This window comes from Mesorhizobium sp. WSM2240 (assembly GCF_040438645.1).
Lineage (GTDB): Bacteria > Pseudomonadota > Alphaproteobacteria > Rhizobiales > Rhizobiaceae > Allomesorhizobium.
Window position 1 is genome coordinate 559,444 of record NZ_CP159256.1, and the last position, 24,695, is coordinate 584,138.

General features: G+C 60.5%; 16 protein-coding genes. 8 read left to right on the plus strand and 8 right to left on the minus strand.

What is annotated here, in order from left to right; all coding sequences use genetic code 11:
- Window positions 1–113: 113 nt before the first annotated feature.
- Window positions 114–3,314, minus strand: a complete 3,201-nt coding sequence (locus ABVK50_RS32375) for an autotransporter outer membrane beta-barrel domain-containing protein (protein WP_353647069.1) — start codon at window positions 3,312–3,314, stop codon at window positions 114–116.
- A 536-nt stretch (window positions 3,315–3,850) separates the two neighbouring features.
- Between ABVK50_RS32375 and ABVK50_RS32380 the strand changes: the two genes are divergently transcribed.
- The 5 genes from ABVK50_RS32380 to ABVK50_RS32400 all read left to right on the plus strand — a co-directional run bounded on the left by ABVK50_RS32380 (window position 3,851) and on the right by ABVK50_RS32400 (window position 13,549).
- Window positions 3,851–5,287, plus strand: a complete 1,437-nt coding sequence (locus ABVK50_RS32380; protein WP_353646907.1) for a caspase family protein — start codon at window positions 3,851–3,853, stop codon at window positions 5,285–5,287.
- A gap of 516 nt (window positions 5,288–5,803) precedes the next feature.
- Window positions 5,804–7,060, plus strand: a complete 1,257-nt coding sequence (gene tssL, locus ABVK50_RS32385; RefSeq protein WP_353646403.1) for a type VI secretion system protein TssL, long form — start codon at window positions 5,804–5,806, stop codon at window positions 7,058–7,060.
- Window positions 7,061–7,100: 40 nt separating this feature from the next.
- Complete coding sequence (gene tssM / locus ABVK50_RS32390) at window positions 7,101–10,544, plus strand: type VI secretion system membrane subunit TssM (RefSeq protein WP_353646404.1); 3,444 nt, start codon at window positions 7,101–7,103, stop codon at window positions 10,542–10,544.
- 73 nt (window positions 10,545–10,617) lie between these two features.
- On the plus strand, window positions 10,618–11,385 hold the full coding sequence (locus tag ABVK50_RS32395; RefSeq protein ID WP_353646405.1) for a PP2C family serine/threonine-protein phosphatase: 768 nt from the start codon (window positions 10,618–10,620) through the stop codon (window positions 11,383–11,385).
- A 7-nt stretch (window positions 11,386–11,392) separates the two neighbouring features.
- Window positions 11,393–13,549, plus strand: a complete 2,157-nt coding sequence (locus ABVK50_RS32400) for a protein kinase (protein ID WP_353646406.1) — start codon at window positions 11,393–11,395, stop codon at window positions 13,547–13,549.
- Window positions 13,550–13,631: 82 nt separating this feature from the next.
- On the opposite strand, the gene ABVK50_RS32405 is transcribed toward ABVK50_RS32400, so the two are convergent.
- Genes ABVK50_RS32405 through ABVK50_RS32425 form a run of 5 tightly spaced genes read right to left on the minus strand, consistent with a single transcriptional unit; the run spans window position 13,632 to window position 17,190 of the window.
- A complete protein-coding gene (locus tag ABVK50_RS32405; protein WP_353646407.1) occupies window positions 13,632–15,194 on the minus strand; it encodes a hypothetical protein in 1,563 nt (520 codons plus the stop codon).
- Window positions 15,191–15,610, minus strand: a complete 420-nt coding sequence (locus ABVK50_RS32410; RefSeq protein ID WP_353646408.1) for a biopolymer transporter ExbD — start codon at window positions 15,608–15,610, stop codon at window positions 15,191–15,193. Before ABVK50_RS32410 ends, ABVK50_RS32405 begins: the two co-directional genes overlap by 4 nt.
- Complete coding sequence (locus tag ABVK50_RS32415; RefSeq protein WP_353646409.1) at window positions 15,607–16,035, minus strand: biopolymer transporter ExbD; 429 nt, start codon at window positions 16,033–16,035, stop codon at window positions 15,607–15,609. The genes ABVK50_RS32410 and ABVK50_RS32415 overlap by 4 nt, the downstream gene beginning before the upstream one ends.
- Before the next feature lie 17 nt (window positions 16,036–16,052).
- Complete coding sequence (locus tag ABVK50_RS32420; protein ID WP_353646410.1) at window positions 16,053–16,751, minus strand: MotA/TolQ/ExbB proton channel family protein; 699 nt, start codon at window positions 16,749–16,751, stop codon at window positions 16,053–16,055.
- A gap of 10 nt (window positions 16,752–16,761) precedes the next feature.
- On the minus strand, window positions 16,762–17,190 hold the full coding sequence (locus ABVK50_RS32425; protein WP_353646411.1) for a hypothetical protein: 429 nt from the start codon (window positions 17,188–17,190) through the stop codon (window positions 16,762–16,764).
- 221 nt (window positions 17,191–17,411) lie between these two features.
- On the opposite strand from ABVK50_RS32425, the gene ABVK50_RS32430 reads away from it, so the two are divergent.
- Both ABVK50_RS32430 and ABVK50_RS32435 read left to right on the plus strand, forming a co-directional pair.
- The gene (locus ABVK50_RS32430; protein ID WP_353646908.1) at window positions 17,412–17,864 is read left to right on the plus strand and encodes a DUF1036 domain-containing protein; all 453 of its coding nucleotides are present in this window, start codon (window positions 17,412–17,414) and stop codon (window positions 17,862–17,864) included.
- On the plus strand, window positions 17,861–20,173 hold the full coding sequence (locus tag ABVK50_RS32435) for a M23 family metallopeptidase (RefSeq protein ID WP_353646412.1): 2,313 nt from the start codon (window positions 17,861–17,863) through the stop codon (window positions 20,171–20,173). Before ABVK50_RS32430 ends, ABVK50_RS32435 begins: the two co-directional genes overlap by 4 nt.
- Before the next feature lie 63 nt (window positions 20,174–20,236).
- Here the strand turns inward: ABVK50_RS32435 and ABVK50_RS32440 are convergent, their stop codons facing one another.
- Window positions 20,237–20,758 carry an OmpA family protein gene (locus ABVK50_RS32440; protein WP_353646413.1) on the minus strand — a complete coding sequence of 174 codons (522 nt, stop codon included), beginning with the start codon at window positions 20,756–20,758 and terminating at the stop codon, window positions 20,237–20,239.
- Window positions 20,759–21,000: 242 nt separating this feature from the next.
- Here ABVK50_RS32440 and tagH point away from each other — a divergent pair, with 242 nt between their 5' ends.
- Window positions 21,001–22,104, plus strand: a complete 1,104-nt coding sequence (gene tagH / locus ABVK50_RS32445; RefSeq protein WP_353647070.1) for a type VI secretion system-associated FHA domain protein TagH — start codon at window positions 21,001–21,003, stop codon at window positions 22,102–22,104.
- A 466-nt stretch (window positions 22,105–22,570) separates the two neighbouring features.
- Here tagH and ABVK50_RS32450 read toward each other — a convergent pair whose 3' ends face one another.
- Window positions 22,571–23,902 carry a UDP-glucose/GDP-mannose dehydrogenase family protein gene (locus ABVK50_RS32450; RefSeq protein WP_353646415.1) on the minus strand — a complete coding sequence of 444 codons (1,332 nt, stop codon included), beginning with the start codon at window positions 23,900–23,902 and terminating at the stop codon, window positions 22,571–22,573.
- Window positions 23,903–24,695: the final 793 nt, after the last annotated feature.

Consider the following 24,695-nt stretch of genomic DNA (forward strand, 5'->3'; position numbering starts at 1 on the left):
CCCCAATCGATCCTAGCACAGGGTCTTGCTGCAAAATAGCATCTGTGTGCGCCAGCGAATGTGCGGTACCGCATGCAACTGCCGGATTTCCGCAAAAATGAACGATAGAATTCTCAAAACGCGACTTTCAGACCGACCTTGCCGGCCAGCGTCGTGCTGTCGGAAGAAGCCTTGCCTCGCACTTCCGCGCTGACTGTCGCGGATTGCATTACTTTCAGGTTGAACCCTGCAGAAACAGCGGCGGAAAAATCGGAATCATCGAAATCGAAGCTCCTGCCATCGGCGATAGCCGTGTTCTCGTAGGCGAAGCGCTGCTGTAGTTCACCTCGAAGATAAGGACTGAACACCATCCCGTTCTGCCACTGAAAATCGCCGTACACTCCAGGTTCGAATTTCATCGCACCAAACGAAACCTCCGTTTCACCATGTGCGACGCCCAGATTGTCGGTGTAGGAATCGCCGGTGAAACTTACGCCGAGAATCCCGCCGCGCAGATCGAACCGCAGCCGGTCGGAAAGCGCAAAGATGCGGCCAGCCGACGCCGTAACCGCATAGCCGACCGTATCGTATTCGCCGGCCGCGCCACCGAGAATACCATTCTGGACATCCGTGCTTCCGAACAGCGCCGTGCCTGACACCAGGACGTAGTTCACTTCCCGCCGGAACAGGGCGTAGGCTCCCGCCATGCCACTTTCGTTTTGCGCCTCGCCAGTGAAGTCGAAGCCGCCAAAGGGATTGAGGCCCACATCCGTCGACGTGTAGCCACCGAAAACACCGATATTCAGTCCATATTCAGCGTCGAAGCCAAAATGCTTGGCTGCATTGAAGTCGAGGCTGAGAGCGGCCGAGAAATCCTCGCTGCTGAAGGAAGGTCCGGCGATGTTCGCCGCTCCGCTCGAAATGGTGAAGCCGTGGTGGTCCACCTGTGCGAACTGGCCCGAGGCAAAGATGCCGAAGGTCGGCGCTGCGGCCACCGGTGCGCCGCCCGCCAAACCAAGCCCGTATTCGGCTGCGTCTCCCGTGATATCAAACACCGCGTCGAGAAACGTATCGACTGTCTGTGCGGCTGCGGCCGCATCGACTGCGGCCACCGCCCCCACCACCTCGTCGTTCGGTGTGGCGAGCAGGAATAATCCGCCTGGACCTTCCACGACTTGGTAGTTGAACAGGGCGGCAGGCGTTCCGGTTATGCCAGCGACGTCGAACATGCCGCCGATCGGTGCGCCGGCTGCGGTCAGGATCGGAATCTGCGTCGTTTGCACCAGTTCGGGGGGACCGACCAGGTTCACCAGGATGATGTTGTTGCCTATGGCGGTGGCGGCGCCGTTTGCCGCGATGCGGTCGGCTCGCGAACCGACTTGGTCGACATCAATTCCGATTGTCGCGCGGTCCAGCGTCAGTCCGCCGAGCGTGAGCGTATCGGTCGGATCGCCGTCGATCATGGTGAGGGTGGAACCGATCACTGACATGTTTCCGAATCCGCCGTCCTGGGAGCCGAGCCTCGTGGCGCCGGTGGAAAACAGCGTCGATGCGTCCCGCAATGTGAGGGCGTCGATCACTTGCGTGCCGCCGATGAAGCGCAGCGTCGATGCCCCCAAAGCAAGCGAGGAGAAGCCGGTGAAATTCTGGCTTTCGCCACCGCCGGCGAGATCGACCCCGCTGATCGTGCCTGCCGCGCCTACGCCGCTGAATATCACGCCGTCTCGCAAGTCCAAGGGCGCAAGATCTTCGATCGTTAGAGTGTTGCCGGAAAGGCCGCCAATATCGCCGCCGATTGACCCGCCACGGAGGTTGACTGTCTCTGCATTGATGCCGCCGTCGATCGTTCCATCCAGGATTGTGACAGTGTCGGTGCCCTCGCCTCCCGTCACATCGCCGCCAATCGTCCCGCCTGTCATGGCGAAGCTGTCGTCGCCAGCGTCGAGCGTGACATCGCCTTGGATCGACGCCGTGCCTGAAATCGTGACCGCGTCGTTTCCGCCGCCGCCGCCTACAAGGCCAACACCGCCCCCGCTGACCGCAATCTGATCGTCGTCTCCCCCGCCGAGCAGCCCGCCCTCGACAGTGCCGCCGGTGACGTCGAAAACATCGTTGCCGGCGCCGGCGTCCAGATCCAAACCCACCGTACCGCTGCTGACACGGAAAGCATCCTCGCCGGCGGCACCGAACACGCTTGCGGCGACCGAGCCGCCAGTCATCGTGAACCGATCGTCGCCCTGGTCCTCGTCCTCGTCGAGCAATACCTCATTTCGGACCGACCCTGTGTCCGAAAGCGTCACCGCGTCGTTCCCATCGCCGCCGCTGATACGGCCGATATCCCCGCCGCTGATGGTGACGGTATCATCGTCGCCGTCGCCAAAAATTGCGGCGGCAGTTCCCCCGGAGAAATTGAAGACATCATTGCCCAGGCCACCCCTGGCACCAGCCGTCAGTGTGCCACCTTCTACCGTGATGGTATCGATGCCGTCTTCTCCAAGCACGAAACCTGTGATGGTGCCGCCGGAAATCCCTATGATGTCGTCACCCGAGTTACCCGCGAGGAAGCCCGAGATCGTGCCGCCGGCCACGCTCAGTGTATCGTCGCCATCGCCGCCGCTGACTGCAGCACCGACAGTTCCACCCGTCATGGTGAAGCGGTCGGCGCCGCCCTCAAGTCCAATGGCATCGGGCTCAGCGGTCGAGCCAATGACGGCTCCATCTTCCGAGAGCGTGACAATGTCGTTGCCCGCACCGCCATAGATCGACTCGTCAATCGTGCCCATCCCGCCAACATCGAAAGTATCGTTGCCCTCCTCACCAAAAACGGAACCGTAGATGGTGCCGCCGTCGATCGAGAAGCGGTCATTGCCTGTTCCGAGAAATACCGAGACCGGCGCCTCGACAGCACCAATCACACCACCGTTCATGGTGAAGACGTCCTCGCCGCCCAGTGTCTCGATCACATTGCCCCGTTCGTCGAGGTAATCCGCTTCGGTCGCACCTGCGATAGCTGGCGGGTTGACAGATTCTCCGGCGCTTTCACCCTGGACGATCTCCCCGCCCGATATGTTTATGGCGTCGGCGCCATTGCCATCATATTCGACAGAAATACCGGATTCGGATCCATCGTCGAGGCTGGCGTCAAAACTCGTAGCGAAAGCTTCGGCCGTATCCTCTGAATTGCAGTCTACGATGACGTTCTGGACAATCCCTCCGACGAGAACCGGTGTCGCTGTGCAGGCCAGCGTCTGGGAGGGCGTAAACACGACGGCGGCCGCGATGGCCAGACCCGAAGCGCCGGCGAGATTGCTCAGCCGCCTCGGCTTCAACCGCAACAATTTGCTTGGTGAAGCGCAAGCCCTCCTGCCGGGTAGTTCCGGTCCGACCATGAACATGCCCCCGCATCGTTTTTCGACGCCGTCAGCGATCTTGCGCAAGAACTGGACGTCGGCACAAGGATGCTGGACTATGACACTGGATGCACGGCAAGCGCAATTGCAATAATACCACACAGGGCGGACGATTTCATTGATGACCAGAAGCAACGTCTTTCGCCGACAATATTCATGTGATCGAGGTTTCAAGCATTAGAGGGAGAAGATTGCCCAATGAATCCAGCGGTTAATGTCCGACACCAAGAACTGCTGCAGGTTTCATTGTTATCTCGCGGCAGGGTCAGGCCGCGATGGTAATGATCTATGCCCTAGCTTTGCACTAGTTGTTGCTATAAAAAGAGGAAGGTTTTGGCAGGTTCTTTTGGCCGGGAGCGACCCAGCGGTCGCGACGCCTGGATAGAGGTTGTACGTCACTTTGGCCGGATTGCAGAACGGGCGCAGTCATGTCGATCTTTGCAATTATTCTCCGGACAATCATGTCGGCTGTGTTGCTGTCAGTTTCGGCAGTTTGCGCCGGCGCGACCGCGCTGGGCGCTCAACCATCCGATCTGCCGAGGCGGCTTGCTATTGTGGTGGGCAATTCGGCCTATGAGAGCAAGCGGCTCGAGCATCTGCCAAATGCCGTAAACGATGCGACCAGGCTTTCGGAGACCTTGAAGAGGCTGAACTTCGATGTCCTGACCACGACCAATGTGAAGTCGGAGGCGTTCAACCGTCTCCTGGTCGAAGCGGAGAGGAAGCTGCCGGCGGCGAGCGCGGTACTGATCTTCTATGCGGGTCACGGGATTCAGATCAAGGGAGAGAATTATCTGCTTCCGGTCGACACGCCCGATCCCGATAGCGTCGACAAGCTGACAGAACGCGCCATCAAGTTGAACGATGTTGTCGCGCGCTTCGCAAGCCGCGACCGTCAGACATTCGTTTTCCTTGACGCCTGCCGCAACAACCCGATGGGCCAAGAGGGCGGCAATGACGGTCTCGCCCAAGTAGAGGTCGGCGAAAACACGTTCATTGCCTTTGCTACCCAACCGGGAAACGCCACCGTGGACGGCGCCGGTGAAAACAGTCCGTTCACGACCGCTCTGCTCAAGAACATCGAAATCCCCGGCCTCAGTGTTTCCGACATGATGATCCGCGTTCGCAACGAAACCGAAGCCCTTACGCTCGGAAGGCAAGTCCCCTGGGATCAGTCGAACTTGCGCGAACAGTTCTATTTCACGGAGCAGCAGGTAATCGACCCGGCGCAACTGAGCGCCAGTCTTTCTCGAATCCTTTCCGATCCGGTGGCAAAGGAAAAGCTCCAAATCGAACTGGCGTCAAACGACTTGCAGACTGCAGTGCTCATCGTCGGGCAAGCGCTCCGCTCGGTCTCTCCGTCCGCTGTTCAGACCGTCGCCGAACTTCCCGGGGCGCCTGGCATACAGGTTGCGAGCCTCGACGCATCGCGCAGCATTGAAGGCGCACGGCGAAGCGTGGTCTCGGATCTTGGCACGCTGATTGTGGGCGCTTCGACAAAGGACGGCGTCGAGGCGCAGACTGCGGAACTTGCGCGCAGCGTTCAGACAGAACTGCGCCGGCTGGGGTGTTACCGCATGGCGGTGGATGGAGACTGGGGCAAAGGTTCAGTACGCGCCCTCAATAATTTTTACGTCAACACCAAACAGGTTGCGGCGACGGCTGAGCCCACGGTCGAATTGCTGGGGGATCTATTCTTGCGTTCCGGCCGTATTTGCAAGCAGCCGGTGGTCGTCAAGAAGCCCCGGCAAACCAATGTGGCGTCGGACGATGGTCGTAAGGCAACCCCCGGACTGAAGCGCAACCGTAAGAGCAGGGCCTCGGCGGCCCCAGCCCGCGCCCCGGCAGCGCCCCCACCGGACATCAGCAGCGGCATCGGCATAGGAGGGATCTTCTAGGCCGCGTTTATCTTGGTCTCGCACCCGGGTCATGCCTTCAGTTCCAATTCACCAATCTTTGCAGTACCATGAAGGATAGATATCTTTCTCGGCAAGCAAAGCTGTTTGGACAGGAGGCTTCTGCCCAACGATGTCGAAGAAACGGATGCGGCGTTGCCTGCCTATGCGCGGCAGCATGCTACGGCGGAGCAAAGGCCACCGCGATTTCAGCTCTGTGGATGAGCGGCCGTGACCAGCAAGGATGATCCCTTCGCGTCGAAGGACAGTACGGTGATCCGTCCCGCTGGACCGAAGCAGGAACGGGAGCCTGCCAATCGGTCAGTGCCGTTTGTTGCCCCCTCGGAGCATTCGGCAGCGATTTCCCAGCCGACCATCATTGCATCCCGCTCGCCCGAAATAGGGGAAGGTACATCCGAGGCCACAGTTATTTCGACAGGCCCGGCGTATTCGAGGGGTGCAGGGACACAAGACAACGCTGAGCCGACGGTCATCGTGCAACCGGGCGCAGGGCCGCCGATGCCGAACAGCCAATCGCAAAAGACGAACCTCGAAGCGATTCTGGACGCACGCGCTGGCGCTCAGTATCCAAGCAGAAACCCACTCATCGCCGCCGCGGCCCCGCTTCTGCTTCTGCTTGGCCGCCTTCGCCTCGTTTCCGTCGAAGCTCAGGCGTCACCATTGATCGACCATGCCGCCGAAGCCGTCTCGGAATTCGAGCGCAGGTTGGCGCACGCGGGCAGTCCTTCCGACGAGTCCAGGATCGCAACTTACGTGCTTTGCGAAACAGTGGACGATATCGCCCAGAGCCTGCCTGGCTGCGACAGGAAAGCCTGGACGGAGAGCGGCATGCTGGCGCGATTTTTCGAAGCGCGAACCTCGGGCGTGGGTTTTTTTGAGGCGCTGAACAAGATCCTCGCGAACCCGGCTCCGCACTACAACCTGCTGGAATTGATGCAGGTCTGCCTGAGCCTCGGTTTCAAAGGTCAATATCGTGGAATACCGGCAGGCGAAAGCGGCCTTGCCCGCGTGCGGACCGATGTCTACGAAACGCTGCGCTACCTCAAGCCGCGCGCGGACGACGAGATTGCCCCTCGCGCGATCTCCGCATCCCCAAAGGGCAGTTCGAACCGATTGCCGCTTTGGGCGATCCTGACGGGGGTAATCGTGCTGCTTGCCGGTATTTACCTCATCTTGCGGATCATGATTGAAAACGAGGCCGATGCGGCGGCCGAAACAATGCTGGCGCTGAACCCTTCCACGCCCATAGCGATCCAACGCACCGCCGCCCCGTCACCGGCCGCGGTCCCCGACGAACTGCCGAGCCTCACGCAGATCAAACGGGTTCGTGCTGCGCTTGGAGCCCACCTCGCGAGCAAAGGAGTAGCGGTGCACGTAAAAAACGATTTCATCGTCGTTGAGATCAACAATCAGCTTCTGTTCGAACCCGGGATGGCCGACCTCAAACCGGAGTTCAGGCCCGTTGCAGAACGCATCACTGCAGCGTTGCGGCAGGAACCGGGACCTGTCACAATCGTCGGGCACACCGACAATGTGAAGCCGCGCAGTTCAAGCAGGTTCAAGTCGAACCTCGACCTCTCCGTTGCCCGCGCCACGGCCGTACAGAAGATGATCGCCGCCACGATCGGAGACTCTTCACGCCTGAGCGTCGAAGGCAGGGGCGATGGCGAGCCCATCGCCGACAATTCGACGCCGGAAGGCCGGGCACAGAACCGGCGCGTGGAATTGATGCTTCCGGTGGAGAAAACGCCGTGAGGCATGGCGCTCTCGAATCACCAAGCGTTCTGGCGCGTTCATGAAATCCTGGCTGCTTGCGGTTGTCGCCGTCCCCGTTCTGATCTGTATCGCCGCCGCTGTATGGATCGCAGGCCCGCAAATCGGCTTCGGCGACGCGCGGCCTCTGCAATCCGGCCTGGCCCGCATGGTGATCGTCGCCCTTCTCCTTTTGGCAGCGGCCTATTTTGCGTTTCGCCTCACGCGTGGGTTTGCTGGCGGCAAGCGGAGCCTCACGGCCGCCGCCGGAAAAGAGCGCAAAGGCATCGACCCCGAAGGCCTTTCAAAGCGAATGTCCGATGCGCTCAAGCGGCTGGAACGGTCCAGCGGCAGACGCAGCGGCATCATCGACCTGCCCTGGTACGTTGTGATCGGCCCAGCTGGGTCCGGAAAATCCACTGCCATCGCCCATGGCAGCGAACTCCCGCTCAACGCACCCGTTGCTGTGGCCCCGACCCGCGATTGTGAATTGTTTTTGGCCGGCGAGGCGATGTTCGTCGACACCGCTGGCCCTCTGGCCATGCAGAACGGGTCGGCTGTCGACCGCAACAACTGGCTGGCCCTGCTGTCCTGGCTCAAAAAAAGTCGCGGCCGCCGGGCGGTTGATGGCATTATCCTTGTATTCAGCGTCGGCGACATGCTGACGCTCGGCCAGCCCCAGCGGGGCGAGCAGGCCGCCGCGCTGCGCAAGCGGCTACTGGAGATGCGCGAGGAACTCCAAGTCGCGCTCCCAGTCTACGTTCTTTTCACCAAGGCCGACTTCATCCCGGGTTTTTGGGAGTTCTTTGGTGCCTTCGATACGGCACGAAAGACCAAAGTCTGGGGCGCCACCTTCGCTCCGCACGATCTGAACGGCGCCACCAGCACGCAGGCGCAGGTCGAATTCGACGCGCTGGCCGCGCGCCTTTCGGAAGAGGTGACGGACCGGCTGCACGAGGAGCCCGATACTGCCGCGCGCGTGGCCATTTTCGATTTTCCCCAGCAGTTCGCGGCGTTGAAACAACAAGTGGTTGAGTTGCTGAACATGCTGACTTCCGGGAAGGATCAGCCGGTTGCAAATCTGCGCGGGTTCTTCTTTTCCTCCGCACTTCACGACAGGGCGAAGTATGGGCCACACGGCGAATGCGGCTATTTCCTTCGCGACCTCCTGGGAAAAATCATTCCAGCTGATTCCAGCCGGCATTTGCGGACTGCTGGCGGGCGTCACGCAGCCTTTCTGCGCTTTGCCAGCCTGGCCGCGGTGGCGCTGGTGAGCGCCGCGTTGCTGGGCGCATGGGCCGTCAGCTTCAGCAAAAACCGGTCGCTGATCGAAGCCACCACAACCGTGGCCGAAACGGTCGGGGCGGAGGAGCAACTCAGGAATGCCGCGGTCAGCGACGTGGACCTTGAGAACATTGTCGGTGTGCTGGCCATGCTGCGTGACGCTCCGGCCGGTTACGCAACTCGCGAAATGCCCACGCCGATCGAGGAAACGTTCGGCCTCAGCCAGCGCGGCAAGCTTCTTTCGGCTGCCGAAACTGCCTACCGGCAGGCGGCTGAACGGCTATTGCGTTCACGCCTCATATTGCAGACCGAGCAGACAATACAAGCCAGCATTGGCGATCCGGGGATGCTTTACGAGCCGCTCAAAATATACCTCATGCTTGGCGGCCAAGCACCGCGGGTCGACGACGAACTGGTCATCGCCTGGTTCAAGCGCGATTGGGAGCAGAACCGGTATCCAGGCTCAGCCAACCGTGAAGGCCGGGAGGAACTCGAGACGCATCTGCGCGCCATGCTCGAGCTTGACGATGGCCAGGAGTATTCCTTCCTGATCGATCGCCCTCTGATCGAGGCAGCGCAAAGATCATTGTCGCGAATGGACGTGCAGGAGTTCGCCTGGGTTCAGATCAAGTCCGCCATCCATTCGGCGCAGCTTCAAGACTTTTCGCTTGTCGCCAACGCAGGTCCGCAAGCTGCACAGGTCTTGGAGACAGTGGACGGTCGCGGGCTGGCGGCTCTGAAGGTGCCGGGCATCTACACCTATTCCGGCTTTAACGACTTTCTCCTGCCGCAGCTTGCGGCGGTTGCCACACGGGTGGTCGAGGATCAATGGGTAATGGGGGCCGGCGGCGAGCAGGTCGGCGTCGAGCAACAGTTGAAACGGCTCGGCCCGCTGCTGCTCGATCGCTATAGCAAGGATTTTATCGCAGCATGGGCCGACATGCTGGACGATTTGAAGCTGAAGCCGATGGCCGAGGACAGCCCGCAATACGTCTCGCTGGCGGCGGCATCCTCGGTGACATCGCCGATCCGGCTGCTCGTCGAAGCCATTTCCCGGGAGACCGGCGTGACACGAGTAGACGAAGGCGCGGCCGAATCTGACGAAACGGCCAAAAAGCGCACTGCCATGATTGAAGGCCTGGCGCGCATAGGCCTCGATATTTCGCAGGGCAAGTCTCAAGCGCGCGCGGGTGGCGCATTCGCCAAAACCATGTCGCAGGCGCCAGGGGCCGGTATCGAAATCCAGTTTCTGCCATTCCGGAGGCTGGTCGAAGGCGGTAGCGGGCGGCGGCCCATCGATGCTCTCGTCCAGAATTTCTATGAAATCTACCAGAGCTTGGTGCTGGTGGCCAACAGCCCGGCTCAAGCAGAGCGCGCGACCGCCAACCTGCAGCTCCAGGTTCTGAATTTGAGAGCAAACGCCTCGCGCCTGCCAAAGCAACTGGCCAGAATGATCAGTGCGGTGGCGGACGATCTCGAGGGCGATGTGGCAAGGAGCTCGCTAACGCAGTTGAGCAATGCGCTTGCCGAGGCGGTCACCGGGCCTTGCCAGGAGGTCGTAACCGACACCTATCCGTTCACGCGCACAAGCCCCCGCGACATATCTATTCCCGATTTTTCGAGGCTGTTCGCGCCGAACGGCGAGTTCGACCGCTTTTTCGCCCAGCACCTGGCGCCGCTCGCCGACATCGGCAACCCCGACTGGCAGTGGAGAGAGGACAGCCGCCTCGGCCGCAACCTGTCCATGTCGACGCTGAGATCCTTCCAGCATGCGGCAGCGATCCGCGATGCTTTCTTTCCGCAAGGAGAGGCTTTTCCGGCGATCGCCCTCACCTTCACGCCGTTCTCGCTGCACAGCGACGCCGACATGGCCTTGCTCAACATCAATGGACATATCGTGCAGAGCTACCAGGGCGGCAGTGCGCCGGCGAGCTTCAACTGGCCGGAGGAAGGCCATTCGAACGCGGTCAATCTCAGCCTATCGCCAGAAATCCCAGGCCGCGACTTCGAGGTAGAGTTCAAAGGGCCCTGGGCGCTGATGCGCCTGCTCGACACTGGTACGATCAGCCGCGACGGCGACAAACTGCAGGCGCGTTTTGTCATAGGCGGGCGTGATGTCGCTTATACTATTGAGGTCGGCGCAAGGCAAAACCCCTTTCTTCTCGAATCTCTTCGGGAATTCACCTGCCCGGACGGCTTATGACTTACTCCCCGCCCGAAGCTGTGGCAGATTGCGAAATCTGTTCTTGGCTGAACGGGAGAGGCTTGGAAGCAAGTTGAGCGAGGTCGCCCTCCAAATCGAAAGCTACGGCGTCAGTCACAAGGGCTGCGTACGCCTCGTCAATGAAGACAGGTTCCTGATCGAGCCACAGAGCGGGCTTTGGCTGGTCGCCGACGGCATGGGTGGACACGCTGCCGGCGAGGTCGCCTCGTCCAGCATCGTCGAGCACCTCGCTACGATTGGGGTGGCAAGCTCTGCGCCGGATCTGCGCGCGCGGTTTGAAGATCGGTTGAGCCGCGCCCATGACGAAATCCGCAAGCTGTCGCAAGCGCGCGGCGCGACGATCGGCTCCACCATCGCCGCCCTTTTGGCAATGGAGGGCCGCTTCGCCTGCCTGTGGTCGGGCGACAGCCGCGTCTATCTGGTGCGCGAAGGGGCGATAACCCAGCTTTCGCGCGATCACACCGAGGTTCAAGAACTCCTTGATCGAGGCGTCCTAAGTCCGGCGGAAGCACGAACCTGGCCGCGGCGCAACGTCATCACGCGCGCCGTCGGCGTCACCGAGGAGATCGTCATCGATTTCCAACAGGGCGAAACATTGCCGGGCGACATTTTTGTGCTTGGCACGGATGGATTGACCTCGCATGTAGCAGATGCGGAAATCGAGGCTGCGGTGACATCGGCGGCACCCGAGGATGCCTGCGGACATCTCCTGGATACCGTGCTTTCGCGGGGCGGCACGGATAATGTGACCATTGTGGTGGTGCGCTTCACAGGAGCTGAACAGGCACCTTCCACCCGCGCTGCCGGCAACGGATCGTGACAGCACTATGAGTTCCGACGACAAGACCAGATTCCTGCCCGAAGCGGGCCGGGTGACAATTGGCACCCAACTCAGCGGGATTTACGAACTCGACGAGCACCTCGCGTCGGGCGGCATGGGAGAAGTGTATCGCGGCCACAACATTCAAACCGGCGACCTGGTTGCGATCAAGATCGTGCTGCCCGAATTTTCCCGCGACCAGACCATTCTGTCTCTGTTTCGCAAGGAAGCCTCCGTTCTCAACCACCTGTCGCACGATGCTGTGGTGCGTTACCACGTCTTCACAATCGACCCGGGCATTGGCCGACCCTACCTGGCCATGGAATTCGTAAACGGCGAGAGTCTCCACGATGTGATCCGGCGGGGGCCGATGCCGACCGAACAAGTTCGCAGGCTGTGCCTGCGCCTTGCCGACGGACTGAGCGCGGTTCACGGAGCCAATACTTTCCATCGCGACCTCTCGCCGGACAACATCATCTTGCCGAGCGGGCGCGTCGAGCGCGCCAAGATCATCGACTTCGGCATCGCCCGGTCGGCCAAGATCGGAGACGGAACCCTGATCGGGGGACGCTTCGCCGGAAAATACAATTACGTTTCGCCCGAGCAGTTGGGCCTTTATGGCGGCGAAGTCAGCGAGCAGTCCGACATATACAGTCTTGGATTGGTGCTTGCGGCGGCGCTCCGGGGAGCACCTATCGACATGGCCGGGTCGCAATCGGAAGTGGTCGACAAGCGCCGCATGCTGCCGGACCTCTCTGGGATCGATGAGTCATTGCGACCGCTTCTGGTTTCCATGCTGCAACCGGACCCGAAAAACCGGCCAGCCAGTATGGCGGAGATCGTCGAGATTGCGCGGATCGGCCTTAGCGGGAGCCAAACTCCCAGTCCGGCCCTGTGGGGCGGCGAGGCGGACACGAGGCAACTGCATCAAATACCCGTCTCTCACCAGCCATCGATCGAAAGCCGGCTGCCGGGCATGCCTTCGCCGTCACCGCAATCAAGGTCGGCCGGGAGCCCAGAACCTTGGGACCCGGCGAGAGCAAGCCCGAGAAATTTCGTGCCGCACGCACCGCCAGCGCTCCGCGGCCAGCCGCCGCCAGCCACGGCGAATGGTGCACCCATCGATCGCACGCGTTCGAAGTCCACTCGTGTCCTGATTATTGCCGGACTGGCCGCTATCGCCCTAATTGCCGGAGCCGGTGGCTATTTCGGTGGCCTTTTCGACCCGACTCCGCCCCCTGACATTTCTGATCCTGCTCCAGCAGAACCGCCTGTCGCCGAGGCGCCTGAGGAGACGGACGTGCTGTCGCAAGCCGATTCTGCCCAAGCTCCCGTCAGTGGACGAGAAGCAGCAGACAAACCGTCCGCCGATACTGGCCCTCCGCCGCCAGAGCAGCTGCAGACAGAAAAAGAGATTGTCGAACAGCCAGCTGAGCAGAAAGCTGCAGTCCCAGAGGAGGAGGTTCCAGGTCCGGATGAGGATGTTGCAGTCCTGGATCCGGCCAGGCAGGCTCCCGCTGCCGAGGCGCTAGATGGCGTCGCAGAACGGATTTCGTGGCTTCGCAACTATCCTGGCGGCGACTGTTTCTATGCCATCGCGACTTCGGCCGCCGACACTGCGATCGAGATCGAGGGGTTCGGAACCACTGTTGAGCCTTTCATGGAAATGCTCACCGACTTTCAGGCGAAGTTCGGCTTCGAACCTGAGATAGGTGTGCGGCTCATCGAGCCGGCGCAATGCGTCATTACGGATTTCATGCGTGGCCTCGGCGGTGCTGCCGAGGCGCCTCAACTTACTCTCGACCGGACGTCGGTGCCGAGCGGTTCTGCGGTCAGCGGGGAACTGGAAATGCCGGAGGGCCGCAGTTCGAACCTCTTGCTGATCGATCACAGGGGCATGGTGTTCAATCTCGACAGCCGCTTGATCGGGGCGCCTAACAAGGCCTCGTTCAGCATCCCAATCGGTCTCAGCGCGACAGACGCCGCTGCGGGCCAGGCTGTTCCGCAGGTTATTGTCGCGGTTACCTCCCCGGACGGCATCGACGCCGCCGAAATCTCCAAGCCGAGACCGGCCGCCGAGGTGTTTCCAGGCATTCTTTCTGAAATTCAGGCCAGGAAGCTTGTAAGCGGAGCCACCGCCAAATATTTCCGGCTCGGCGGTTAACAAAACCGGCACGCTCCCGGCCGCTTCCCGCGTTCTGGCCCACGCAGCCTCACGGCAGCTCGGCTTGGCCTTGCTGCTCAGGTCAGCGGACGATGAACGATGCGACCCCGAAATCCACCTGGTTGCCCTGCTTCAGTATTTCCTTGCGCAACTGTTCGAAATACGGCTGTGCCTGCGTGCCCTCATGGACTGCAAAAGTGAGCAACGGATGATCGCTGGCGATCGCAAGAAGCAGTTGGACAGTCCCTACCGGGCCGTCGGTCAGGGTGAGTGGAGCCCGGAATGATACTGTATTTCCGGCCTCGGGCATGAGATCCTGCAATTCCTGTACCTTGCCATCGTCATCGATGATGATCAGGTAGAGCCACCTACGGCGGAAATTGTGGATACGGCCCGTTAGCATCTCACCGCTCCTGACTTCCGGCCTGGCAGTTTGTACGGGGAGAGGCTGTTCAGGATAAGCAGCGAGATCACTGGCGAAGGTAAGCGCTGCACACTGCGCATCGGCGACGAGATGACCACGAACTGCGGCGGGCGTCTCGATCAATTGACTGATGCGGCGACCAAGTTCAACGGTCCGCTCAACAGTGGCGGCATATCCGTTCACCTCGATCACATTGCCACGCGCTGAAGCCAGAGCCAGGAAGCACTGACGGGGCTCGGAAGACAGAAAATCCAGCAGCTTGGCGTAGCTCTGCCTCGGCGTTTCCGTGGGCGGAAGGGGGTCTGGAGGGCTAGGCCGGAGAAGCGCAACGGTCTGCTCAGGATCGGTAGGCGTGGCCGCGTCGAGCTTGATGCGAGGAGCGGATTTGACGGCGATTTGGCGACCGGCTGCATTCACATGCGCCCGGTTCTGATGCCTGCGCAGTCTCGCACGACTTGCCCGGGGCGCCGTTGCTACCGGATGGCGCTGTACGACCTGGGCTGACGCAATTGCCTGCGGCTGCGCGCGCACAGCAGGAGGTGGGGACTGCGGCCGGACCGCATTCGCGGTGCTGTTTGGACGCAACGCAGGCACGCTTGGCGCGGAGGGCTCGGCGACGACGTGCTGCCGCTGTTGGGCGATTGGCAGCTGCCGAGGATCAGAAGCGCGCTCTGGCGACGCTGCCGATACGGCGCGCGCTGGCTGGGACGGCTGGACGGTTTGAGCGGCAGCCCGGCGCCTGGATGCAGGTGCCGCGCGAAAACTCGGCGGTGCTGGCCTGGCCGCGTCAGTTGCTGCCACCGCGGCCAATCGTTGTGCTTGGGTCGGCACACGCTTCGCGTGGCTTTGTGCCTCGGGCTGCACGCGGCCAGCAGTGGGCGGCGCTTGCTGCGCGACGGCGCTGACCGCAACTGCTGTGAGTTGTTTGCGCACCCGGCCGGTATCCTCGACGTGCTCGGGCGTCGCTTGGACAGCCTTGAGCGGCTTCTTCTCCGCTGTCGGAGCCGCCTTTCGCGAGGATGCCGTCTGCCAGGATTTCGGCATAACAGATGCTTTTTTCGCCAATGAGCGCGGCGTCGACTGAACCGTAATAAGGGTCTTTGCTGCCGGTTTGCTATCGGTTTGTGGGATCGCCATCAGGGATGCGACAAGGGCGGCATGGATCGCCAGCGAAGCGCAAATAGCGATGCCCCAGAGAGCTATTTCCGATCTCTGCCTCACGGGGCTTTCCCAGCGCTTCGGCCCTGCGCATGCAGTGTCACGATACGGACGGGAACATTGGCGGTGTTGATGCGCGCAAGGATGTCCACAAACTTGTCCGCCTGCACCGTGCGTTCGGCGAGAATATTGAGGAACTGGCTATTGTCCGCAGCTTTCCTGGCTGCACCGGGCAACGCGTCCATCGACACAGGGGCACCATCGAGAAATAGCGACCCGTCCGCGGTCACAAGCAGCAGAGGCCGGGGGAGATGATCCAGCGGCAAGTGCTGCGTCAGAGGCACGTCGGTCATCAGTTCGCCTTGGGTTATCAGGCGTCCGGTTGCCAGATAAAACAGCAGGAGAAGAAATACGATATTGATGACAGCCAGCGAGAAGTCGGGCCGCCGCCGCTTCGGGCGGGAAGGAATATAGTTCACCGGGCGCTCCCACTGGCGTTCACCAGTGCCACATTGTCCGCCTCAGCCACTTTGAGAGCCTCAAGCGTGGCAACGATATCCTGAACTGTCGCCCGACCGGTGCAGATTACCAGGAAACTTTGAACCCCATGCGAGACCAGCCCTGCGACTTGTGAAGTCACATCGTCGGCAGCAATCCGTTGACCACCGATAGTTACGAAGCCTCGGGAGACGCGGATCGCAAGAACATAGGGCGTCACTGCGCCGGTCGAGGGCCTTTCGTCGGAGAGGCCGGCAAGATTTCCCATTGGAAGCAGGGAGTATGGCGCCATCTGCGACGACAGCATGAAAAACATCAGCAGCAAGAACATGACATCGATCAGGGATGTCAGCACAAACGTCGGGCGGATCTTTCCGGCTTGCCTATGTTTCAGGGCTTGGCCCAACGTCGAATCCCCGGCGATCAGGCCGCATCAGGCTGCGTGGCGGCGCTGAGATCAAACTGGCTTCCCGCCGTGCCGCCCTCGCAGGTAAGTGACCCCTGCTCGTCGAATAGTACCGCACCGATGGCCGTTTCCATCGTGGCGCGCTCGTTCTCCACGCGCGCTTCGAGCCACACCCAGACAAAGTAGAAGGGAATTGCGATCCCCAAGCCGGCCGCCGTAGTCAGCAATGCCGCCCAGATGCCGGTCGCCAGCGCTGAGGGATCGACCGCACCTGCGCTCCTCGACAATTCACCGAAGGCCGAGATCATCCCGATGACCGTGCCGAGCAGTCCCATCATAGGCGCGGCCTGAACCACCGATTCCAGGATACGAAGGTAGCGGGTCATTGCTGCGATTTGGTCAAGCGCTGTGTGTCCGGCGATTTCTTGCGCCCGTTGCCGGTCCCCGGGATGGAGCAGCAGGGACTGTATCGCACTTGAGACGGTTGCAGAGGTGGGCGACGTCTCCTTCTTGGCCTCGTTCAGCGCGCGAGCCCGGTCTCCCGACGACCATATCAAAATCGCGCTCCGCGCGGCGCGCGAGCGGCCGACGCCGATGCGGGCAAACTGGACGACCTTGAAAATAGCAACAGCTGTTGCCGCGATTGAGACCGCAAACAGCGCGATAAGGACCGGCCCGCCGGCTGAACCCAATTGACTGATCAGAACGTCAATCATGGCGGCCCCGCTACAGCCCAAAGTTAATCGAGGTACGCGTCGTCGTTTTCAAGGCGTCAATGCAGATCGTGGCATTTTTGCCATCAGCCACACATTCGGTGACATCGTTGATCAGGAGCCGCGAGATCGCGTTGCAGGCCTGGTCTGCGAGGTCGAATTGAACGACTTTGGTCTTGCCAGCCGGAAGTCGGCCGAATTCGAACACCAGCGCCTCTGCGACCTTGCCTTGCCCATCAAAGGTGAAGACGTCGAAGGACGCCTTGTCGAGGAGCACCCCGGTTACATTCAGGGCGACGAAAGAAAGCCTGCACCCGCCCTTCAGATCAACCGCTTCGTTGAGCTCAATAGAAAGCGCCTTTTCCTGAGCAACCGCACTAGCCGGCGTCGTGCAAAGGCTCGACGCTGCCATCATGCCGCATAGCAAGTTGCGAAAGGCCATATGTGCATCTCCTCGCAACGCCGCGCTTGCAGAAACGCAAGCTCTGGTCTGCTCGACGATTTTGGCAGCATGGCAAGAATGTTCACGCACGCCAGAACCACCGTCGGGCAGTTTGCGATGATTGTTCTACTTCATCAAGGCTTTGCTTATTGGCGATGCTCATTAATAATACGTTCGTCTATTGCGGGCGGGATTCTGCCTGCAGCAAGGGCTTCGCAATGATGGAACCGTCGCGATGGTTGCCTGCCTGGTTGGGCTACCAAGGAGGCTCGACCGCCGGAGCTATCGCTCTGGTTCTCGCCATCTTCGCGCCAACGGCTGCAAGAGCCGAATTCACGGTCTGCAATCAGACGCTGGACGTCGTCAATCTGGCCGTAGGACAGCAGATCGAAAGCGCGTTCCAGACCGAAGGGTGGTGGACGGTCGGCGCCAATCAGTGCGTCAACGTCATTCGCGAGGAACTTGGCAACCGGTACATCTATGTCTACGCTACCGACGTGTTCGGGCATCCGATCCTCAGCGGTTCGACCGACATGTGCGTCGAGCGGCGGCGCTTCACCATCCGTGGAATCGGCGAGTGCTGGCAACGCGGACACATCGCCGCCGCCTTCTATGAAGTGGACACGCGTGAGCAGGCCCGATGGACCCTGTTCCTCTCCGGGCGCGGTCCATGACACACAGCATCGACGCGAGTTTCCGCCTCAAGAAGCAGGCCCTCGCAGAAAGGCGGGCACGCGCCCGGCTGCGCAAGGCATTCGTCGTGCTCGGTATGCTGGTCACGCTCGCCCTGGCAGCCGCCCTCTATTACACAGCCGACCATTGGTACTTCGGCGAGGACTATGACGAGGATCTCAGGTTTGCCGAGGATGCCGGGGATCTTCCAGCCGAAGCGCCCGTATACGTTCCAGCCATCGTGGATCTTCCCGGCGATCCCATGTGGATCAGCCTCTCGAAGGAGAGTGCCAGCGCCAACCGGGTAAGCACCCTCGCTCGGCCAGCAGCGCTGGACCAGTTCGGAGTCTCGCCCGAGATTCAGTTGCTCTCGGATGCAATGCTGAGTTCCAGCGAGCGTTTCATGACAACCATCCCCTCAACGCAGGAGGACTTTGCGTTCTTCCAGGCGCAGCGGACGGTTTCGGCGATGCCCGCGACGGGCGCGGCGGATCTTGAAGGTTTGGTCGACCCCCTGGCGTCCGGGCCGGATGGTCCCGGCTCGGAGGCGGCCGGGTGGGACGAGACGATCAGTGCTGGCAAAGCTGAGCTACCTCATTTCCAGAAAACCGAAATCGAGAACAACACGACCGTGGCGAACGTCACTCCTGAACCGGAGCGGGTCGAAGCGACCAGGGATTTTTTCATCAAGGTGCTGGTGAGCCGCAGCCTCGACAGCATCGCTCTCGAAGAGGGTTTTTCTTCCAATGACGCGAAGCTGGCCGGACAAGCCCTCAAGGCAGTGTTCGCCCGCGACGGGTTGCAACCTGGCGATGTCGTGGCGCTGCGTGGATTCCGTGCAAAGCGCGACGTCACGGTGTTCTCGCTGATGCAGGTCTCGATCTATGCCGGCGACACTTTTCTGGGAACGCTCGCGCGTAATGCGGCCGGAGAGTTCGTCTCCAGCGTCGACCCCTGGGTACGCGATGATTTGTTCAACTATTCAGGCGAGCCGAAGGACGTCGGCTTGAAACGTCAGTACCGCCTTTTGGATGCCATTTACTCGACCGCTGCGCGCAACAACGTTCCCACCGCCGTGATCGGCGAGGCGATCATGTATCTGTCGCGCGGCCAGGATCTGAACACCTTCGCGACGCATAGCGACCGCCTGGTGCTGATCTATGGCGGCGCGGCACGTGGTGAAGGCGGTGCGGGAGGCCGCGTTCTCTACGTCGGCGTGCTCGGCGGCGAAAAGCCGCTCGAATGTTACGTCTATGAGCAGAGCGATGGAGAGCACGCCTGCGTATCGGGCGACGAAAGGGTCCATTCCCTGACCGTAACAAACGGCATGGCGACGCCCGTCAACGGTGTCATGACCTCCACCTTTGGGCCGCGAAAGCACCCGATCCTAAAAACCGTGCGGATCCACAAGGGAGTCGACTGGGCAGCCCCAGTCGGCACACCGATCGTAGCGGCCTATGACGGCGAGATCGTGTTCCAGGGGGATGGCGGCGGCTACGGCAAGCTCGTGCGGGTCGCTCACGAAGGCGGCCGCGAGACGAGATACGCACATCTGCAGCGTTTCGAACGGGAAAGCGGCGCTGTGGTAAAGGCTGGCGATGTAATCGGCTACGTCGGAACCACCGGCCTGTCGACCGGTCCGCATCTGCATTTCGAGCTTTACCTGGGTGGCGAGGCGATCGATCCCTTGGCATCCCCGACCCTCGCATCCGTTTCGGTGTCGGATGGTTCGGCCGTCGAAATCCTCACCGACCGCATCATTCAAGTCGAAAGTGGTGGCAATGCCCGAGCCAAGAACCCCCTATCCTCGGCCACAGGGCTTGGTCAGTTCATCGACTCCACCTGGATCAGGATGATGAACACCTACCGGCCGGATCTGGCGCGCTCGCTGTCACGCGCCGAGCAGCTGGCCCTACGCTTCGATGTGACCATCTCGCGGGAGATGGTGAGCAATCTCGCGCGTGAAGGTGAGGCCTATCTGCGTGCGCGCGGGCACAAGATAACCGCCGGGCGTCTTTATCTCTGCCATTTTCTTGGCATGGAAGGCGCGCACAAGGTGTTGGCGTCCCCCAGCAGCATGGCACTGATCGATGCTCTCGGGGCAGGCGTGATACGCGCCAATCCATTCCTGACCGGCAAGGATGTGGGCTATGTGCTGAGTTGGGCCGAGAGAAAGATGACCAGCCGTGGACGAAGACCCGTCGCGCAGCCGGTTATTGTAACTACGCAAATCACTCAGGTGTCGCCGGAGTTCGAAAAGTATAAAGCCGCGATCGCCGAACTCATGAAGCCGGAGCAGCAAGCTCTGTAGCGGAGCCAACCAAGTTGACGCGGAATTCAAACAAGTACAATGCCCGACGGTGCAGTGAATCTGCTATTGCAGGTTGATCCGCATCTCGACCCGTCTGTTGACGGGGTCATAGGGATCGCTGACGCGCGGATTGCGTTCGCCCTTGCCGGTCGCACTCATGCGAGACGGCTCGATGCCGTTAGACAAGAGAAAAGCGCTGACTGCCTGCGCGCGCCGCTGCGAAAGTCCAATATTATAGTGTTCGGGCCCCGATGCATCCGTATAGCCCTCAACGATGAAACTATGGGACTTCAGCCGATTGTCCTTGAGCGCCGTGGCAAATTCCCCCAGCTTCTCACGCGCCTCGGGCGTCAGATCCGCAGAGTCGAGATCAAAATTGATCAACATGTCCAGGCCGGTGCGGACCGGCTTGTCCGCCTTGCTCGCGCACTCCTCCTCCGTGCCAACGCAGATGCCGCGGGACGCGCCCAGATCGACTGCGGTTGCGAAAAACTTCACAATATCTTCCGAAGACTGCACAGGTTGAGCGTACGCGTCTGCTGAAATTAGTGCTGCGACCAGCGCCAATGCCGAAGTAGCCCGCATTGGTTATCTCCAGTTTGAGCTCAGTGCGTACAAGAAAAGTAACTCATCCAAAGTAAATTCGTCCCCGCCTACTGTCAACCAGTTTAGGGCTGCCTGCAAAACCGTTGGGGGTTCGGCACGGTTCATGTTCTTAAAAGTTGACGAGGTATGCTGCGTTTCCGGCGCACTTGCCCGTAGCTCGGCTTGGCCCCATGCTGCTGAGACGGATGATTGGACCGCTGAAGCAGACCCGTCCAGCGAGGATGAACGCACCTTCGGCATTCGGCCAGGAGCAGGAACAGAAGCGTTTCGGAGAAAGCGCGATGACAATCACTCTGACTATCGTCAATGTCGATCTTCTGCCGAGCGGGGCGCCGGCGTTCTTCCAGACGGCGAACCGCTCGTTCCAGGTCGGACGAGATCCCAATCTCGACTGGACCCTGCAGGACCCTTCACGTCAAATCTCAAGCCGGCACTGCGAAGTTCGATTCGAAAGCGGGGCCTACTGGCTGTATGACCGTTCAACCAACGGAGTGTTCGTGAACGGATCAACTGAACGGATGCGGGGCGTGCACCGGCTTAACAATGGCGATCGTTTGCAAATTGGGCCGTATGTCATCGACGTCATGATCGCTGGCGATGACGGAGGTCTCCAGATACCGCCCACTGTGCAGGGGGAGCCAACAGCACCAGCGTTCGACCGGCCCGGTGCGATTAGCGCGAGCACTGCCGCCAAGGCGGGAGGAGTGAATGAAGTCTCCCAGCGGTCGATGCCGGTGAGCGGGACCCAACCTGCCCTCCAGCCTGGATCGTTTCTCGAAGCATTTTGCGCGGGCGCAGGCGTTCCTTCGGATCTGTTCGCGTCGCGTGACCAGACAGAACTTGCCTACGAGCTCGGCGAATTTGTGAAACTGACCGTCGAGAACCTTAGCCAAATGCTGAGGTCGCGCGCTTCAGCCAAGGCGATAATCAAAAGTTCGAGCCGGACTGTCATCGGCTCGACCGACAACAACCCCCTGAAACACGTGCCAGCGAGCGCCGAAGCGATCGAGTCGATGTTCACTCGCAAGCGGGTTGGCTATCTCAACGCGCGGCGCAGCCTTGAAGAAGCATTTAAAGATCTCCAGACGCACGAACAGGCGACATACGCGGCTATGCAGAAGGCGCTGGCGAAGCTGCTCGACCAACTTGCCCCCGAAACCATAGAGTTGGCGGTGAAGGGATCGCCCTTCGTCCCGAAAAAGGCGCGGGCCTGGGACCTTTTCGTCGAGCGATGGGAGGAGCAGAATGCAGGCGAGAACGGCATGCTGGACCCGTTTCTGGCACATTTTGCAGATGCCTACGACGAAGCCACCAGCAAGAGCTAGGTGCGCCCGGAGTATCGTCGTCGAGGCGAAACAAGTATGCTGTATGGGAGCAGATGCACAAGAAGATGATCGCGATGCGCGTCGGGCGCCTGACTTGCGCAGCGCTGTGGTACTAGTACCCTCATCCTGCACACTGCGCATAGATTCTTCACGCATAAGTATTTTGGAATCGCACCAATCCACAGGAAAATGTTGTTGGTATCTTTGTTGGTATCGTCGGCCCCTGGCCAACGAAAAAATGCGTTCGGGAACAGTTACATAGGTTGCACACTCGATTCCGCCTCTGGCCCCAACGCCCGTTTTGAAAAAATTGTCCATGTTTTTCAGTCACTTATGCAATTACTTCGATTCCGTTGTTCGGCGTCCTGCTCGGAATCGGGATGATCTGGCCTTCGGATATTGCCGTGATGCCGACATTTCGGTCCGCCCCAAAGCCGGTTCCGCGCTGCCGCCCTCGTGCATGGCCCTACACCGCCCTTCTGCCAATGCTGTGATATTCGAGTCCATGGCGGGCGACGACCTTTGGGTCATAGAGGTTTCGCCCGTCGAAGATGACCGGCGTCGTCAATGCATCCCTCACCAAATCAAAGGATGGCGCGCGAAAGCTGTTCCATTCGGTCGCGATAAGCAGAGCATCCGCGCCCCGCAGCGCCGCTTCCTTGGTTCCGCAAAGAAGTAGGTCGTTGCGCTGGCCGTAAATGCTCTGACATTCCTGCATCGCCTCGGGATCGAAGGCATGCACGGTCGCTCCGGCCTGCCACAGCGCCTCCATCAGGACACGGGATGGGGCTTCACGCATATCGTCGGTGTTCGGTTTGAAGGCTAGGCCCCAGAGCGCGAATACCTTCGCCTTGAGATTGCCTTTGAAATAGCGGTGCACCTTGTCGAAGAGGACTGATTTCTGCTCGTTATTGCGCTCCTCCACCGCCTTCAGCATCTTGGCGTCGAAACTGATGGCTTCCGCAGTCTTGATCAGGGCGCGAACGTCCTTTGGAAAGCATGAACCGCCATAGCCCAATCCCGGATAGATGAAGTCGTAGCCGATGCGCGGATCGCTGCCGATGCCCTTGCGGACTTCCTCGATGTCGGCGCCGAGCTGCTCGGCCAGACTGGACATCTCGTTCATGAAGCTGATTTTGGTCGCAAGCATGCAGTTGGCCGCATATTTCGTAAATTCGGCGCTGCGTACATCCATAACAATCATTTTCTCGTGGTTTCGGCTGAACGGGGCGTAGAGCTCCCGCATCATCTTTTCGGTTTCCTGGCTGCTGGTCCCAACAATAATTCGGTCGGGCCTCATGCAGTCCGCCACCGCGGAGCCTTCCTTGAGGAACTCCGGATTGGAGACGACGTCGAACACAAGGTCTTCGCGCCCTCTCGCCTCGAGCCTCTCCGCGATCCTGGACCTTATCCTGTCGCACGTGCCCACCGGCACGGTCGACTTGCTGACGACGATCTTCGGCTCGTCCATTTCGCGTCCGATAACCTCTGCAACGGCGAGCACGTATTTGAGATCGGCCGATCCGTCCTCGCCGGGCGGCGTGCCGACGGCACTCATTAGAATTTGGCCATGCTTCACGGCTGCCGCAGCAACCGTCGTGAACGCGAGGCGGCCCGCCGCATGATTTTCCCTGACAAGACTTTCAAGACTTGGCTCGTAAATCGGGATGAGCCCCTGGTCCAGCCGCTCCACCTTCCCGACGTCAATGTCGACGCACAACACATTATGCCCAACCTCAGCCAGCACCGCCGCCTGCACGAGACCGACATAGCCAATTCCAAAAACCGTCACATTCATCTCAGTTGTTTCCTATGCAAAGGAATCATCGATCACTCTTGAATCCGATCCGCTCAAATCTGCTTGCCGAAGACCGACGTGTGAAGGCGTCCGAAGGTTGAATCAGATGCTGCCGGGGCAGTGCGGTCTTGATGATGATGATGATGATGATATCCTCGATCGGGATAGGTGCCCGTAAACGTCCATCGTCATCACGATGCTGCCATACCCAAGCCGTTCCCGGACGACTTTCGTAGGCAGCCCGAGGCCCTCGTCTGTCTGCCGGTTTATGCACCACGAAGAAGAGAAATGGCGGAGGGCGTGCAGTCCGGGATATTTCGCCGCAAGGTCCGGCTTGCCTCACGTCGACCTCTCGCCTGATATCTACTTAGGCTTGCCGATCGAGTTGAACCGATCCGCACGCCAATGGACGTGGATCTCTCGGCCATCGAGGTCGACGTCGCCCCCCGCAATTCGGAGGCCCGATGTCCTGTGACGATTGCCGTCAGCAATAGAGCCGGCAGCGGCCTTCCAGAGCTCCTACAGGCGCCTTCGCCTCCTCGCGGGTGGATGCCTACGGCGACCTTGACACGGCCTTTCTGGCGCTTCTCCTGCCGCCTCTCCCCCTTGCGACGGCCGCGAATGTTGCGCACGACGTTGCGAGCTGAAAGGCCCCTGTCCTGCGCATCGGCAAGCATCGAGCCGAGGCACACCATCACCTTCCGCAATATTGCTGCCGACCGGCCGGCTTCGCGCAACTGGTCCTCGAAAGCGCGGACGGCCGGAATGTTGAGGGCCGACGGCTTCACGCGGC